General features: G+C 36.4%; 13 protein-coding genes and 1 riboswitch. Of the genes, 12 read left to right on the top strand and 1 reads right to left on the bottom strand.

What is annotated here, in order from left to right:
* The first annotated feature begins 120 nt into the window (after window positions 1-120).
* Window positions 121-220, top strand: a riboswitch (TPP riboswitch).
* Between the two features lie 139 nt (window positions 221-359).
* The 11 genes from tenA (at window position 360) to pgmB (ending at window position 14,076) form a co-directional block, all read left to right on the top strand.
* Window positions 360-1,046, top strand: coding sequence for a thiaminase II (gene tenA, locus HHU08_RS23240; RefSeq protein WP_016202636.1), 687 nt, complete (start codon window positions 360-362; stop codon window positions 1,044-1,046).
* Entirely contained in the window at window positions 1,043-1,639 is a 597-nt protein-coding gene (locus HHU08_RS23235) for an ECF transporter S component (RefSeq protein WP_169189435.1), read from the top strand. The genes tenA and HHU08_RS23235 overlap by 4 nt, the downstream gene beginning before the upstream one ends.
* Window positions 1,617-3,233 (top strand): ABC transporter ATP-binding protein, encoded by a 1,617-nt coding sequence (locus HHU08_RS23230; protein WP_169189749.1) that lies wholly within the window; start codon window positions 1,617-1,619, stop codon window positions 3,231-3,233. Before HHU08_RS23235 ends, HHU08_RS23230 begins: the two co-directional genes overlap by 23 nt.
* Window positions 3,199-3,933: an energy-coupling factor transporter transmembrane component T family protein gene (locus HHU08_RS23225; RefSeq protein WP_040343132.1), complete on the top strand. Its 735-nt coding sequence runs from the start codon at window positions 3,199-3,201 to the stop codon at window positions 3,931-3,933. Before HHU08_RS23230 ends, HHU08_RS23225 begins: the two co-directional genes overlap by 35 nt.
* Before the next feature lie 316 nt (window positions 3,934-4,249).
* Window positions 4,250-5,683: a PTS system trehalose-specific EIIBC component gene (gene treP, locus HHU08_RS23220; protein ID WP_016202633.1), complete on the top strand. Its 1,434-nt coding sequence runs from the start codon at window positions 4,250-4,252 to the stop codon at window positions 5,681-5,683.
* 281 nt (window positions 5,684-5,964) lie between these two features.
* Window positions 5,965-7,221: an extracellular solute-binding protein gene (locus HHU08_RS23215; RefSeq protein ID WP_169189434.1), complete on the top strand. Its 1,257-nt coding sequence runs from the start codon at window positions 5,965-5,967 to the stop codon at window positions 7,219-7,221.
* A gap of 234 nt (window positions 7,222-7,455) precedes the next feature.
* On the top strand, window positions 7,456-8,757 hold the full coding sequence (locus HHU08_RS23210) for a sugar ABC transporter permease (RefSeq protein ID WP_016202631.1): 1,302 nt from the start codon (window positions 7,456-7,458) through the stop codon (window positions 8,755-8,757).
* Between the two features lies 1 nt (window position 8,758).
* Entirely contained in the window at window positions 8,759-9,595 is an 837-nt protein-coding gene (locus tag HHU08_RS23205) for a sugar ABC transporter permease (RefSeq protein ID WP_016202630.1), read from the top strand.
* Window positions 9,596-9,817: 222 nt separating this feature from the next.
* Window positions 9,818-10,690, top strand: a complete 873-nt coding sequence (locus HHU08_RS23200) for a DUF1189 family protein (protein WP_169189433.1) — start codon at window positions 9,818-9,820, stop codon at window positions 10,688-10,690.
* A 12-nt stretch (window positions 10,691-10,702) separates the two neighbouring features.
* Window positions 10,703-12,979 carry a glycoside hydrolase family 65 protein gene (locus HHU08_RS23195; RefSeq protein WP_016202628.1) on the top strand — a complete coding sequence of 759 codons (2,277 nt, stop codon included), beginning with the start codon at window positions 10,703-10,705 and terminating at the stop codon, window positions 12,977-12,979.
* 437 nt (window positions 12,980-13,416) lie between these two features.
* Window positions 13,417-14,076 carry a beta-phosphoglucomutase gene (pgmB, locus tag HHU08_RS23190; RefSeq protein WP_101729943.1) on the top strand — a complete coding sequence of 220 codons (660 nt, stop codon included), beginning with the start codon at window positions 13,417-13,419 and terminating at the stop codon, window positions 14,074-14,076.
* A 485-nt stretch (window positions 14,077-14,561) separates the two neighbouring features.
* Here pgmB and HHU08_RS23185 read toward each other — a convergent pair whose 3' ends face one another.
* On the bottom strand, window positions 14,562-16,328 hold the full coding sequence (locus HHU08_RS23185; protein WP_169189432.1) for a glycoside hydrolase family 13 protein: 1,767 nt from the start codon (window positions 16,326-16,328) through the stop codon (window positions 14,562-14,564).
* Between the two features lie 280 nt (window positions 16,329-16,608).
* Here HHU08_RS23185 and HHU08_RS23180 point away from each other — a divergent pair, with 280 nt between their 5' ends.
* Window positions 16,609-17,565 (top strand): LacI family DNA-binding transcriptional regulator, encoded by a 957-nt coding sequence (locus tag HHU08_RS23180; RefSeq protein WP_169189431.1) that lies wholly within the window; start codon window positions 16,609-16,611, stop codon window positions 17,563-17,565.
* Window positions 17,566-17,594 lie beyond the last annotated feature (29 nt).

Raw genomic sequence — 17,594 nt, 5'->3', positions numbered from 1 at the left:
AATTTCATTAAAGTTATTCCCCTTAAGAATAGGGGATAAACAGAATTATCAAAAAGAATATGTGAAAAATGATTGACAAAAATTATAGTCTTTCGGTAATGTATTAAGTAATTGAATAGGAAAATCCACTAGGGGAGCCTTATTGGCTGAGACAAGAATACTTGGACCCTTTGAACCTGATCTAGTTCATACTAGCGTAGGAAAGTGGAGTCGGCATAGAATAGTAGTGTTATTTTATTCATATATAAGCCACTCCATTTTTGGAGTGGCTTTTTTGCATATCAAAGTTGCTCCATGTTTTCCTTTTCATGAAAAAATCTTAATGGTTGGTCATAAGGACCAAAGAAGGAGGAAATCAAATGAGTTTTTCACAAGAATTACGTAAGCAGGCAGAACCAATCTTTCAGGCAATTATGGAACATCCATTTGTTCAAGGAATTGGAAAGGGTGATTTAAAGAAAGAACAGCTTATCCATTATGTGAAACAAGACTTTGAGTATTTAAATGCGTTTATGAAAATTTATGGTTTGGCAATTTCAAAAAGTTCGAATAGAAGAGATATCGAACTTTTTAATAATCAAATATCTTTTGTGCTACATAGCGAAATACATCCACATAATAATTTTTGTGAAGTAGCAGGTGTTAAATATGAAGATCTACAAGGGTTTCCAGTAGCTCCGTCTGCACATCACTATATTCGTCACATGCTTACAGTTGCACAGCAAGGTGATATTGCCGATATTTTAGCAGTGCTTTTACCTTGCCCATGGACATATGTGGAAATCGGTAAAAAGCTTTTAGAAGAGGTTAACCCTGATAGTGCCCATCCTTTTTATGACTGGATTCACTTTTATGGAGATGGCCCAATGACTGTCACTACACCATTTTGCCAGCGACTAGACGAAATTGCTGAAACGCTTAATGAAGCGCAGAAAGAAAAGCTAATGGAATATTTTCTATTAAGCTGTCAACTAGAATACAAGTTTTGGGATATGGCTTATAACCTAGAGGAATGGCCAGTAAAAACGCTTGAGGTGTCAGTATGAACTGGAAAATCAAAGAAGTTGTCTTATTAGTAGTAATTGCGGTAGCATGTGGTGTTCTTTATATGGGGTGGTCCACTTTATGGCTCCCGATTTCAGCATTAGTTGGTCCAGTCGGTGCTAACTTTATGTTTGGAATATGGGTTATTGCAAGCCCGATTGTTGCCTATATTTTGCAAAAACCAGGCGCAGCCTTAATTGCCGAGGTAGTTGCAGCTTCTGTTGAACTTTTAATTGGCAGTCATTTCGGCTTATCAGCGTTGTTAATTGGCGTATTCCAAGGAATTGGTGCTGAAATTGCATTCGCGATATTCCGCTATAAAAAATATCATGTATCTGTTTTAATGCTTTCCGGCGCTTTAGCTGCTTGTGGAAGTATGCTATATAGCATTCTAGCAAATGGTTTTTCCTATTATACGACGACGACACTCGTTCTTACCTTTATTATTCAAGTAATCAGTGGATTGATTTTAGGGGGATTATTAGCGAAAGCAATTGTTGAGGGGCTTGGTAAAACAGGCGTTTTAAATGGTTATGCTATTTCTAGATCGAATCGAAAGAAGGAGACTAATGATGAGTTCATTGTTAGGATGTAACCATCTATCTGTGCGCTTCTTTGAGGATAAGGAACCTATCCTCAAAGAAGTGTCACTACATATTAATCAAGGGGAAAAAGTATTGATCCTAGGTCCAAGTGGCAGCGGGAAATCTACGCTAATATCTGTTTTAGCTGGCATCATTCCTGAACATATAGAAGCAAGTGTTTCAGGAGAAGTCATTAGGAAAAAAAGAGTCGGTGTCCTTTTCCAAAATCCTGACACACAGTTTTGCATGGAACATGTAGAGGAAGAAATTGCTTTTAGCTTGGAGAATCGAAAAGTACCTAGGGAAGAAATGGATGCTATCATTTTGGAACTTCTCCAAACCGTTGGGTTAACGATTGAGCCGCATACTCCTATAGCTAATCTTTCAGGTGGCATGAAGCAGCGACTCGCTTTAGCTTGTTTATTAGCGTTAGAGCCAGAAGTACTTTTTTTGGATGAGCCAACAGCACAGTTAGATCCTTCTGGTCGAAAAGAAGTTTTTGAGGTGATAAAAAATACTGCAACTAGAACTGGACAAACAATGGTTATGGTCGAGCATGTGTTAGATGGCTGTATAGAATGGATGGATCGTGTCATTCTTTTGGATAAAAAAGGACAGATAATTGCTGATGGCAAACCAGAACAGATTCTTAATCAGCATAAACCAGAGATGCAAGAGGCAGGTATATGGATTCCTCAAATATACCCTCATAAATGGGAGGATATCATTCAAAATGAAGATCATCCAAAAAGAATAGCGTTAGTAAATGAATATGAAACCAGAAAAGAAACGACAGCTTCTAAAAAGCTACACGATCCAGTTCTTGAAGTAAATCATTTAGAAGCTGCTTACTTTAAAGAAACCATTTTAGAAAACATAAATCTTACCGTAAATAAGGGAGAATGGATTGCTGTTATTGGTAATAATGGTACGGGGAAAAGTACCTTCTTGAAAATACTCGCTCATCTTAAAAAGAGCAAAAAGGGAGACATCCGCTTTCATGGAAAGGAACTAAAAAAGTGGAGAGATAGAGACTTGTATCAACACTTAGGTTTCGTATTCCAAAATCCAGAGCTCCAATTTATTAATCAAACGGTCTTTGGTGAAATTGCGTTTTCTGGTATTCAATATCAATGGAAGGAAACGGACATTAACAAACGCACTACAGAGCTTTTGAAGGAATTTGGTTTAGAGCCTTATCAAAATCAACATCCCTTTACCCTTAGCTTTGGACAGAAAAGAAGATTGAGTGTAGCTACGATGCTGTTATTAGATCAAGATATTCTTTTATTAGATGAACCTACCTTTGGGCAAGATGCGAAATCATCACATGATTTATTGCAAGTTCTTGAAAAGAGAAAGAGGGAAGGAACTTCTATTATTATGGTTACACATGATATGGATATTGTTGATCAATATGCAGATAAAGTTGTTGTTTTACATCAAAAGAATCAAGCTTATGCGGACCATCCATATCTTCTTTTTTCCAATCAAGAGCTTTGTAAGAAGCTAGCTATTATACCTCCTATCCACTATCAATTAATCGCTGATTTAAAGGAGGTTGAAGACAATCAAAAGCAACGAGTCTTATCTATCACATCTTAACCCAGCGATGAAACTAATGACCCATATTTTGCTAATGGTTATTTTGATGACGATTCAAAGTGCGCTTTCTACGTTAGCTATTTGGATATATGTTTTCATCCTTGGTTTAACGCTCGGAGGATGGAAGGGGAAATTTCTTGTAAAGGTTCTGCTTCCTTATTCTATCTTCTTTGTGCTTACGTTTTGGATGCTAGCCGCATTTGGGAAAGGGGAAACGGTTGTTTGGAAATGGGCTTGGTTTCAAGTAACGGAAGAAAGTATCGGAAGTGGTTTGCTTATCTCGATGAGAATGCTTGCCTTCGTTACGATTGGCTTACTTTTTACAACTACTACTAACTTGTATGAATTAATGATGAGCCTTATCCACCAATGGAAATTATCACCGAAATGGGCATATGGAATGATGGCTGGCTTTCGCTGTATTCCAATGTTCCAATCAGACCTAGCGCAACTGAAGGAAGCCCATCGGATTAGAGGATATAAACATAGTGGCACTTGGAAGGCTTTCTTTCGCTATGCAGTTCCCTTGCTAACACAAGCAATCCGTCGTTCAGAGCAAATGGCCATAGCAATGGAAGTAAGAGGATTTACAGGAGAGAAAGATAGAACGTATTATCAAAAAACATATATCACTTTATTTGATTATTTTTATTGTAGTATGATGTTACTTATTGGAATTTTCATTGCTCTATTTGTGTAAGTACTAAATTCTCAGGTCCATACAATATTCATTACAATAGCATTTTAGTGCCTTGTAATGAATAGATTGTAAGGGCCTGTTTTTTTTGTTTTAATGATGCCAATAGAGCTACTTGATGAAGGAGTGAACTTTCTCTGTTCCCTAAATAATTCTTCTTAGCCATGCAAAAATATTTATTTTTATTGTATTGACACCGCCTGTATATACAACTATAATGAAAACGTAATCAAAACTTGTATATACAGGTTTTGGGTATGCAATAGAAATTATAATTGATTGATTAATACATGAGAGTAAGGCAAAAGGGGGAAGAATGATGGGAAAATACACAGAACAAGCAAAAGAACTTCTTGAACATGTTGGTGGAAGCGGAAACATTTCCGTAGTAACACACTGTGCAACAAGAATGCGTTTTGTTTTAAATGATCCATCCAAGGCTGATATCGACAGCATTGAAAAAATGAAGCTTGTAAAAGGAACGTTTACACAAGCAGGTCAGTTCCAAGTTATTATTGGGAATGAAGTTTCATCTTTTTACAATGAGTTTATCTCGATTGCGGGAGTAAGTGATACTTCTAAAGATGAAGCTAAAAAGGCTGCAAAACAAAACATGAATTTCCTGCAAAGAATGATTGCTCATTTAGCAGATATTTTTACACCGTTGATTCCGGCAATCGTAGTTGGAGGATTAATTCTTGGTTTCCGAAATGTTATTGGCGAAATCAAATTAATGGAAGACGGAACAAAAACATTAGTAGAAGTATCCCAGTTTTGGGCCGGAACAAATAGTTTCTTGTGGTTAATAGGGGAAGCAATCTTTCACTTCTTGCCTGTCGGAATTACATGGGCAGTAGCAAGAAAAATGGGTGCGACACCAATTCTTGGAATCGTATTAGGGATTACATTAGTATCACCGCAATTATTAAATGCCTATGCAGTAGCAGGAGCAGAAGAAGTTCCATTTTGGGATTTTGGGTTTGCTCAAGTTGACATGATTGGTTATCAAGCGCAAGTGATTCCCGCTATCTTAGCAGGTTTATTATTATCATTCCTAGAGTTACGTTTGCGTAAAATTATTCCGAATGCCATTTCGATGATTGTTGTACCATTCTTCGCATTAGTACCAACCGTATTAATTGCGCATACAGTACTAGGTCCAATCGGATGGAAGATTGGTTCTGTCATTTCTGATGTAGTTTACTCTGGATTAACTTCTTCTTTAGGATGGTTATTTGCAGCAGTATTTGGTTTTGCTTATGCACCACTTGTAATTACAGGATTACACCATATGACAAATGCAATTGATTTACAATTAATGAGTGTATTTGACGGAACAAACTTATGGCCAATGATTGCCTTATCAAATATTGCACAAGGGTCAGCGGTATTAGCAATGATTTATTTAAATCGTAAAGATGAACAAGAAAAACAAGTATCAGTTCCAGCAGCAATCTCGTGTTACTTAGGTGTTACAGAGCCAGCCATGTTTGGTATTAATTTAAAATATGGTTTCCCTTTCCTAGCAGCCATGATCGGTTCGATGGTTGCAGCAGTTATCTCAGTTGGATCAGGGGTAATGGCTCATTCTATCGGGGTAGGGGGAATACCAGGATTTTTATCTATCAAAGCGGAACATATGCTTACATTTTTAATAGCAATGGTACTGGCAATTGTTATACCATTTATCCTAACAATTGTTTTTTCTAAACTTAATATGGGGAAAGTATCATTAAAAAGAGTAAGAGGATAAAACCTCACTAATTAAGAGTCAGAACTGTTCGCTTAAAGAGGGATGGTTATGGCTCTTTTCATTTGTTTTTCATGTGGAGGTAGGTGGACGTTCTCTAAGACTCTAAGCCCATTACGGTTAATTCGTATGGAAATATGGATATTTACCCAATAATAGGGTAATTTATACATTGTTGTGTTTTGATGTTACATTCTGTTATCGGTAACACAGAGAAAGCGATTGCATTGAAACGGTTTCAATTCTACAATAAGAATGTGAGATAAACAAGGAGGGAAAATTTTATGATGAGTTATAAAAAACTATTAATGTCAGGAGTAGCATTACTTACTGCATTCTCTTTAACCGCTTGTGGCGGCAATGATACGAAAGTAAGTTCAAAAGGCGGATCTTCTGACGGAAAACAAACATTAACAGTGTCAGTAGATGGCGATGGGTATAAAAAATATATTGATAGCATTAAAGGAGATTTTGAATCTGAAAATAATGCAGAAGTAAAAGTAGTAGTGATGGCAATGACAGATCAAGCAGATGCATTAGCATTAGATGGTCCTGCTGGAACTGGTCCAGATGTATTTATCGTTCCTTATGACCGCGTTGGTTCAATGGGTAGCCAAGGTCATTTAGCTGAAGTAACAACTCAACCAGAAGGAATTACTGAAACAGAAGAAAAGCTAGTAACTTTTGACGGAAAACAATATGGTACACCATTTGTAATCGAAACATTAGTTGGTTACTATAATAAAGATTTAATTAACGAAATGCCAAAAGATTTCTCAGAAGTTGAAGCATTAACAAAAGATAGCAAATATGCATTCGCATCTGAGTCTGGCAAGAACACTGCTTTCTTAGCAAAATGGACAGACTTCTATTTTAGCTATGGTTTAATTGCTGGATATGGTGGATATGCATTTGGAAGCGAAGGAACAGATCCAACTGATATTGGTTTAAATAATGCAGGTACAATTGATTCAATTAAATATGCAAAAACTTGGTATGATCAATGGCCAAAAGGTATGCAAGACGTAACTGGTTCTGGTGACTTCATTACGGAAATGTTTACTACTGGTAAAACTGCTGTAATTATTGATGGCCCTTGGATGGCATCTACATTTAAAGATGCTGGTGTTAACTATGGAGTTGGTGCAATCCCAACATTACCAAATGGTGAAAAATTCGCTGCATTCGGTGGAGGAAAAGCTTGGGTAGCTTCTTCTTATGCAAAAGATCCGGAATTAGCTGCTAAATGGTTAGAGTATGTTGGTAATGCTGATAATTCAACAAAATTCTTTGAAGCTACAAACGAAATTCCTGCAAACACTATCGCACGTGAAGCAGTTCCTGCAGATAACGAATTAGCGCAAGCTGTTATTGCAAACTTTGAAAACGCTTCGCCAATGCCTAATATTCAACAAATGGCAGAAGTTTGGGATGGCGGACAATATCTAATGTTTGATGCAGTTTCTGGCGCAAAAACACCTGAACAATCTGCAGAAGACACAGTGAAGAATATTAAAGAATCTATTGAACAAAAATATTAATAAATAATCTAAATGAAGGGAGGTATTCTACTCCCTTCAGTCGAAATTTCTAATTATCACAGTTGATAATTAGAAATTTCTTCTTTACTTAACGCAATCGTTTGCATTGAAAATGCTTTCAAAACCGAATTGGTTTATCAAAAAAAGTTGGTCGAGTGATGATTTCTTTAGGTAAATCAATAAATTACCATGAATGCAACAATTATGCAATTTATAGAAAGGGGATAGCCCGTAATGAGTCGAAATGAAACAAATCATAAAAAGAAAGCATCCCTGTTATCCATTATTCCTGGGTTAGGTCAGTTTTATAATAAACAAGCTTTTAAAGGAATAGTCTTTTTTGCTCTCTTCTTAGTTTTTGCAATAGAGATGGCGCTAACTGGATTTCAGGCTTTAGAAGGCTTAATAACATTAGGAAGTGTACCTCGTGATGATCACTCGTTATTCCTAATGATTAAAGGAACATTGCAGTTAATCTTATCCGTTATCTTTCTCTTCTTCTATATACTTAATATCCTAGATGCACGTAAAATAGGGGCTTTAAGAGATAGAGGAGAAAAAATTAATACGAAAACGCTTGAGATTTTGAAAAATCTTTGGGAACAAGGATTCCCTTATATCTTTATATTCCCATCTTATATATTAATGGCTTTTATCATTATTTTCCCGGTACTAGTTACATTATTTATTGCCTTTACAAACTATGATTTTCAACATATACCACCATTTAAACTAATTGATTGGATTGGTTTTGAGAACTTTACAAATATTTTCTTCTTAAGTTCTTACCGTGCAACATTTATGAAAATTCTCGTTTGGACATTGATTTGGACATTTGGCGCAACTACTTTACAAATCGTTCTTGGTGTCGTTGCTGCTGTTGTGCTGCATCAGAAGCATGTGAAAGGTAAAGCATTTTTCCGAATTTTATTCTTATTACCATGGGCTGTACCAGCATTTATTTCTATCATGGGCTTCTCTAATATGTTCAATGACAGTATCGGTGCTATTAACGCACAAGTAATTCCACTGATTAATCATTTGCCGCTCATTGATATACCGGCAATTTCTTGGAAAACAGATGCTACTTGGACAAAGACAGCACTTATTATGATTCAAGGATGGCTTGGGTTCCCATATATCTTCGTAATGGTAACAGGTGTATTGCAATCTATCTCAGATGATTTATATGAGGCGGCAAACCTTGATGGAGCAACTGCTTTACAGCAATTCCGTAATATTACATTACCGATGATTTTATTCGCGACAGCGCCAGTTATGATTACACAATATACATTTAACTTTAATAACTTCTCTATCATCTATCTATTTAATGAAGGTGGTCCGGGAAGTATCGGCTGGAATGCAGGATCAACAGACATTTTAATTTCTTGGATTTATAAGCTAACAACAGGTCAGGCACCACAATATGCAGTCGCAGCAGCGGTAACATTGATAATTTCTGCAATTGTTATTGCGGTATCACTCATAACGTTTAAGAAAACAAATGCTTTTGGCAATGAGGAGATGATGTAGGATGAGCATGAGATCATCGCGACTTATAAATAGAATATTAACGTATGGTTTTCTCGGAATCCTATCAATAGTAATCATTTACCCATTATTGGTAACAGCTTCAAGTGCGTTTCAAGCAACTAATATGGCGGCATTTACGTTGAAATTAGATGCAAACTGGGGACTAGATAATTTCCGAAGACTTTTCAGCGAAACCAACTATTTAAGCTGGTATAAAAATACGATTATTATCGCTATTGCGGTAATGATTGTGCAAGTAACTTTAGTAACGCTGTCTGGATATGTATTCAGTCGTTATCGCTTTGTTGGTAGAAAATATAGCTTAATTTTCTTCCTTGTTATTCAAATGGTTCCAACAATGGCAGCATTAACAGCATATTACGTATTAGCAACGGTTCTTGGAGCAATTGATTCCTATTGGCTATTATCATTAATCTACATCGGCGGTGGAATACCAATGAACGTATGGTTAATGAAAGGATACTTTGATACGATTCCACGTGAATTTGACGAAAGTGCACGTATTGACGGAGCTGGCCACTTAAGAATCTTTGTACAAATCAATTTACCATTGGTACGTCCAATGCTTGCAGTTCAGGCATTATGGGCATTTATGACACCATTTAATGATTTCTTACTATCTAAGTTCTTATTACGCTCCAACGAATTATTAACATTAGCAGTTGGGTTGCAAACGTTAATCTCTAACCCACGAGAACAAAAAGTAGCCTTGTTCGCAGCAGGAGCAGTACTAGCAGCGTTACCAATAGTTGTTTTATTCTTCTTCTTACAAAAGAACTTCGTTTCTGGTTTAACTAGCGGTGGTTCGAAAGGATAAGTAGAAAAAACATGGCTGAAAAGCAAGACCCAGGAAAAAGTGTTCTAATATAGATAAATAAATGTTATTTGAAAGTGAAATTATGCTAGTTTGAAGAGGCGACAGTTCGCCATACTGAGTCGAACTGTCACCTCGGAAAACAGATGCAATATTCGCAAACAGAGTAAAGTTATATAAAAAACCAATTAAGCATATTTAATGAAGTAAGAGAGTGGGATTACAATGAAGAAATCGGAACCATTTTTGATGCAATATTTCAAGTCTATCATTACACCGACAAATGTATTTAAGGGTAAGAATCTATTAACATGGCCAAAAATGATCTTCCTTTTTATTTTCTTAATTGCATGTATGATGATGCCGACCTCTATTCAAATGGCAAAATTAACGACTTTCCCATTTGAGTTTCTGTTTCCACGGACAGCCGAATTAATCACAGATAACTTTGTAGAAGCTTTGTCCTCTAAGCAAGTGAAAGATGGAAAGTTAGTGGGAATAGATAGTCAATATACAGAAGAAACAGATGGGAATGTCATTGCAATTGATAACGACAATAAATATCAAATGACTGGCGAAAATCAGACATTTAGTATAAAGGGATATGCCAATGCCATTGTTTTTAAAGAAGACTATGCAATAATTGCCGAAGAAAATGGATTTGGATTTCAATTGTATTACCCAAAAAATGAGGAGAAATATCCTTTCAAAATAGAAAACAAGGAAGATGTCCTGCAATATATCGGTACTTTATGGTATGTGCAGAACAAGGCATTTCTTCTACCAATCCTGTTACTATTACTAGCTGGTGTATATATAGCAATGAATGTATTGCAATTTCTCTTTATGTCACTTGTATTGTGGTTAACAAAGAAATCGAATATTACGGATATAAGAACCTTTAAAGAGGCAGCAACGATTGTCCTTAATGCAGCAGGATTACCGACCATCTTAGCGATCATTTATGGATTTATTCAATTTGATGTTGCAACTTTAATAATGATCCAAGGGCTTGGAACGGTATTAATGATTGCATTTGCATTTTTTAGAACAGGTTTTAAAGAAAAAGGATTAAAGGCAGATTCAGATAAAGCATAGGGAGAGAAGATTATGTCAAATAAGCGTCTTTTCGAAATAAACAGCTGGAAGCTAATATCAAATAAGTTGGAAAAAAAAGAGAAGCGATTGCAGGAAAGTCTAACCTCCATTGGAAACGGATATATGGGGATGCGTGGTAACTTTGAAGAAGGCTACTCTGGAGATTTCCATCAAGGTACGTATATTGCAGGTGTATGGTTTCCAGACAAAACAAGAGTTGGCTGGTGGAAAAATGGCTATCCTCAATACTTTGGTAAAGTGATTAATGCTCTTAACTTCATCGGTGTCGATATTTATATAGATGGAACGAAAGTAGATTTATATAAAGAAAATATCACTGATTTTCACCTTGAACTAGATATGAAGGAAGGAATCTTAAAACGGAGCTTTATCCTTCAAAAAGGAGGAAAACAAATTCGCTTTGAGTTTGAACGCTTCTTAAGTATTGCATCTAAGGAAATTTGTGCAATAGACATTAAGGTAACAGCATTAACGGGAACACATAAAATTGAGTTAATCCCGTATTTAGATGGTGATGTGACAAATGAAGACTCCAACTATGAGGAGAAATTCTGGGGAGAAATTGGAAGAAAAGTAGATGTTAATTCAGGTAACCTAATAATCAAAACGGTTGATAATCCTTTTGGAACACCGAGATTTGCGGTATCTGCTTCTATGGTTAATACAATTAATCACCTAGAAGTAACTTCTTATAATGAAAGGCCAATGTATGTTGCCAATGCATATAACAATAAGCTTAATCAAGGAGAAACTATCCATCTTCAGAAGTATGTCGCTATTTCCACTTCTCGTGATTGGGAAGAGGAAAGATTAGCAACTGTTTCTGATATGTTAGCAAAACAAGCGAGAGAAAAAGGATATACTGTTTTAAAAGAAGAACATATTGCCGCATGGGCAGCTCGCTGGGAAAAGGCAGATGTTCAAATTGATGGAGACGAAGAAGCACAGCAAGGAATTCGATTCAATATTTTTCAATTATTCTCTACCTATTATGGCGAGGACGCTCGTCTAAATGTAGGACCAAAAGGTTTTACAGGGGAAAAATATGGTGGTGCAACCTACTGGGATACAGAAGCATATATTGTACCCATGTATTTAGCTGTTGCAGAACCCAAAGTAACAGAACAGCTATTGCGTTATCGCCGTCAACAGCTCCCTGGTGCAGAACATAATGCAAAACAGCAAGGGCTTAAAGGGGCATTATATCCTATGGTAACTTTCACTGGTGTTGAGTGCCATAATGAATGGGAAATTACATTTGAAGAAATTCACCGTAATGGTGCCATTGCCCATGCCATTTTTAATTATTCAACGTATACAGGTGATGAAACCTATGCATTAAATGAAGGATTAGATGTGTTAGTAGGTATCAGCCGTTTTTGGGCAGATCGTGTACACTATTCGAAAAAGAATGATCAATACATGATGCATGGTGTAACAGGACCAAATGAATATGAGAATAATGTAAATAACAATTGGTACACCAATAAAATTGCTACATGGACATTAAAATACACATTAGAATTACTGGAAAAGGCAGCTCCAAAAAGAAAAACGGATTTAAACATTGGAAAAAGCGAATTAGTAAAATGGCAGGAAATCATTGATAAAATGTATTTCCCAGTTGATGACGAATTAGGAATTTTTGTACAGCATGATACATTTTTAGATAAAGATCTACGTTCTGCGGATACACTCTTAAAAGAAGAAAGACCACTTAATCAAAATTGGTCTTGGGACAAAATTTTGCGTTCTTGTTTCATTAAACAGGCTGATGTTTTACAAGGAATGTACTTCTTAAATCATGAATTTAGCTTAGAAGAGAAAAAGCGTAACTTTGATTTTTATGAACCAATGACTGTTCATGAATCAAGTCTTTCACCTTGTGTTCATTCTATTTTAGCAGCAGAAATTGGCTTAGAAGAAAAGGCTTATGAGATGTATCAGCGAACAGCAAGACTAGATCTTGATAATTATAATAACGATACAGAAGATGGACTGCATATAACTAGTATGTCAGGAAGCTGGCTAGCTATTGTGCATGGATTTGCTGGAATGCGCTCGGCAACAGGGACCCTTTCCTTTGCTCCATTTGTGCCTAAAGGCTGGAATAGTTACTCGTTTACAATAAATTATCGCAATCGATTAATTCAAGTAACAACAACTTCTGAGAATGTAAAACTAGAGCTTTTATCTGGTAAGGCGATAGAAATTGAGTTATATGGAAAAGCTGTATTACTTGAAAAAGAGTATGTTGGTAAGAAATGATGTTTCATAAAGTTTGTTGCTAAAAACCCGCAGCCTAAATACCCTTCACTTTCCATGGGGAGAGCGGTGAACTATTCCCATAGGAGCCTACGTGTATTCAGGCTGCTCCGTATTTCTATCTAATAAGATTTTATCTATCGCAAAGATAACAATCTTTTAGAATAGCCTAAGAAATAGATAGTTAGGAAGAAAGGAGCCACTGATTGATTATCATTCTAATGCTAGGGGAAAAAGCATCAGAATTATAGAAGCAGGGCTCTTTTTTACCCCACTCTTAACGGACAGTAAGACTCCCGCCTCAAGCTTATGAGAATACGAGGAAGCTAGGTGGGAGATCAACTGTCCGTAAACGTCCGATTGGTTCAACTAAACATCAGTGGGGGAGGAAGGTAAACCCCCACTGATGGAAGTTTCACTTTATCTAGGGAGGGATTAATATGTTAAAAGGAATTATTTTTGATTTAGACGGAGTTATTACAGACACAGCAGAATATCATTATTTAGCGTGGAAGAAAACTGCTGAGGCAATTGGCGTTCCTTTTGATCGCGAGTTTAATGAAGAATTAAAAGGTGTTAGTCGAATGGACTCTTTATATAAAATATTGGACCATGGCGGAATTCGCGGGCAATTTTCCGAAGCGCAAGTCGAAGAGCTGGCGCACGATAAAAATATTTACTATCAAGAACTAATTAAAGAAATAACGCCTAACGACTTATTACCTGGGATAAAAGATTTCTTGCTGGAATGCAAGGAAGCTGGGTTAAAACTTGGTCTCGCATCTGCAAGTAAAAATGGGCCTGTAATATTAGATCGATTAGAAGTAACGACTTTATTTGATACAATCGTAGATCCTGGGAAATTGAAAAAAGGGAAGCCTGATCCTGAAATCTTTGTAAAAGCAGCAGCGCAGTTGCAACTACAAGTGAATGAATGTATTGGAGTGGAAGACGCAGAGGCAGGCATACAAGCAATAAAAGGGGCAAATATGTTTGCGATAGGTGTTGGCACCCCAGACCGAATGAAGTTAGCAGATTGGCAAGTCGGAAGTACAACAGAGATTACCCTTGAACGTTTGAGAGAGAAGTTAGGGGAATAGAAGAGGAAAGGGAATGGAGTGGAAAATTTGCTTCATTCTTTTTTTATTTCAGGACTGTCTGAGTGAGGAGGGAAAGTACGTTTATATAAGAGAGGGGAAAGAGAGAAAGATGGTGTTCATAAGCTAGAGGAAAGCCGAAGTTGGAAAGGAAAGAGAGGAAGATGGTGCTCATAAGCTGGATGAAAGCCGAAGTTGAAAAGGAAAGAGAGGAAGATGGTGTTCATAAGCTGGATGAAAGCCGAAGTTGAAAAGGAAAGAGAGGAAGATGGTGTTCATAAGCTGGATGAAAGCCGAAGTTGAAGAGAAAAGAGAGTAGAGTGGCGTTCATGCATCAAATAAACGCCCGTCATCATCCAAACAGAAGAAGCAAATAGCAATTTACTTCCATAAGGTCCCATCCAATCCCAATACACCAAAAAAAGCGAGTACCTTAAGAAATAACTCAAAGTCTCGCATTCTGAATAACTTAAATATGAACACCAAAATTAATGGGAAGTCTTAAATTGCAATATGGAAAACGCACCAGGAGCTAAGGTTAATTCTTTTTCTAGACTCCAAATGATTTCTTTATCATGATACAGATCGTAAACATTTTTATTGTCGATATCCTGTACTGGAATGGTAAAAGTTTGCTCTTCATCCGTATTGTTAATCGAGAAGATAATATGCTCTTCTTTGTACGTTTTTTGGTACATAACAATATTGCTATCTGCTTCTATAAAGGTAAATGAACCTTTATTTCCAAATGCTGGATGACTCTTACGAAGAGTAATTAATTTTTGAATATGGGCAAATAAATCAAGATCCTGTTTGTCTTTATCCCACACCATACATTTTCTACAGCCTGGATCTTGTGTGCCATTCATTCCTACCTCATCCCCATAATAGATACAAGGTGTTCCAGTAAAAGATAAAAGGAATAAATATAATAGTTTTGCTTTATCTTTTCGATCATTTGCAAGCGTCAAGATACGCGGAGTATCATGACTGTCCAATAGATTAAAAGATACTTCATTAACACTATTTGGGTACATGTGAAGCACATTGGTAATCGTATGCTTAAAGGCGGTAGAAGTAATCGAATCTTTAGCAAAGAAATTGACAGCACCAGTTGTAAATGGATAATTCATTACGGCATCAAACTGGTCCCCTTGCAGCCATGGCATGGAATCATGCCATATTTCGCCGAGAATATATACATCAGGATTTAATGCTTTTACTTCTGTTCGAAAATCTCTCCAGAAATGGTGATCGACTTCATTTGCTACATCTAATCTCCAGCCATCAATACCAAATTCTCTAACCCAATAGCGACCTACCTCAAGTAAATATTCTTTTACTTCTGGGTGACTTGTGTTTAGCTTTGGCATAAAAGGGGTAAAGGCAAAAGTATCATAGTTTGGAATTGGTGCTGTTTGTATGGGAAATTCACGAATATGGAACCAATCTTTATAAATAGATTCTTCTCCCTTCTCCATGACATCTTGCCATTGAGGGAAGAAATAGCCACTATGATTAAACACAGCATCTAGCATAATCCGAATGCCATTATCATGAAGAACATCTATCATTTTTTGAAACGTCTGTTTATCTCCAAACTGGGGATCGATTTCCATATAGTCGATTGTGTCATATTTATGATTGGAGTAAGCTTTAAATATTGGTGTAAAATAAACACCATTAACTCCTAAATCCACTAGATGGTCTACATGATCAATAACACCTTGAAAATCGCCGCCAAAGAAATTTGTAGGTGTTGGCTCTGTACTACCCCATTCTTGCGTATCGGCAGGATTAAGTGCTGGGTCCCCGTTAGCAAAACGTTCCGGGAAAATTTGATACCATATCGTATCTCTCACCCAGTCGGGAGCATGAAAAGAATCTTCTTTATGCACAAAGGGTACACAAAAATAATAGGCAGTATCGTCTGTTGGAATTGCTTCATAAAATCCTTTTTCTGTATAGATAAGTGTTTCCTCTTTAGATGAGAGCTCAAATCCATAACGTAAACGTCGGTATTCAGGCTTTATTTCGATAAACCAATAATCATAAAGTTCCGTGCTTCCACTTTTTTTCATGGGAGCTTTTTCGTATTGCCATGCTTGATTTACAAAAATGTAAGGGTCACCAAAAAGGAGGTGAACAGAGTCAATATCCGCTTTTTTTGTCTGGAGGCGGATGTGTACCGTATCGTCTTTATAAATATAAGAAAAATTATTGCCAGGTCGATGATAAATCGCTTCTTTTAACATAAAATCTCCCTTTCTACGCAATCGTTTGCATTATTAAAAGTTGAGTATCTAACGAAAAACTATTATAATATAAAAAGACAAAAGGAAAACGTTTGCACCCTTCTATTATCAACCCATTTCTGTTATTTATCAAGCATATTTATAAAAAAGTTTAGAATTATGATGATGGTGAATTTTTGTTGTAGAATAAATGAAGATATTAATTAGCATGATAAACCGCTTTTAATAATTTAGTAATCATATGGACAGAGAAATTTAAATTTATACTGGGGGAGTTCCATTGGCAACACTTTCAGATGTGGCAAAGAAAGCAAATGTCTCAAAAATGACAGTGTCAAGAGTGTTAAATCATCCAGAGCAAGTTACAGATGAGTTAAAGCAGCTTGTATATAAAGCAATGGAGGAATTGAGTTATGTTCCTAATTATGCGGCAAGGGCATTGGTTAATAATCGAACACAAGTGATTAAGTTGTTGATCTTAGAAGAAATGGATACCGTTGAACCGTATTATATGAATTTACTAACTGGAATGAGCCGAGAGTTGGACAAGAACCATTATTCTTTGCAGTTAGTGACAAGGACATCTCTTAATATAGGTAAATGTGATGGAATTATTGTTACAGGGATGCGGGAGTCAGACTATTCATTTATTGAAAAATTGACGATTCCAGTTGTCTTATTTGGAGAGAATTTGCATGGATATGATTTCGTTGATGTAGACAACAAAAAGGGAGCATATGTAACGACTAAACATATTTTAGACTTAGGATATCAACAGCTTATTTTTATGGGGATTGATGAGGACGAGCCCTTTGGACAGCTTCGTGAGGCTGGTTACCTAGATGCAATTTCTGAAGATGATTTAGAAGGCAAAATTATAAGAGTAAAAAATAGTTCAAGAGCAGCTGAGGCTAAAGTTTCTGAATTCTTATCAAAGAACGATGGCAAATTTGGATTTGTATGTGCTTCTGATCGTATTGCGACAGGCGTAATTCGTGCGATACAGAAAACAGGAAAAAGTGTGCCAGAAGATTATGTCGTAACTGGATTTGACGGCGTCTTTTTAGATAGAATTTCCTCACCTAAAATTACAACAATCAAGCAGCCACTAATGGAAATGGGGGAGGCGTGTGCACGCATGCTCCTGAAGAAAATTAATGAAAGAAATAAAAATCAAGGAAAACATATTTTTGAGCCGAAGTTGATTATTCGAGAATCGACTATATTAGATACCTAGATGAAAATAAGAAAGACTACAGAATGAGC

The sequence above is a fragment of the Niallia alba genome (genome assembly GCF_012933555.1).
Taxonomy (GTDB): Bacteria; Bacillota; Bacilli; order Bacillales; family Cytobacillaceae; genus Niallia; species Niallia alba.
Note: the sequence above shows the minus strand (reverse complement) of the source record. Positions and strands in the feature narration are given on the sequence as shown.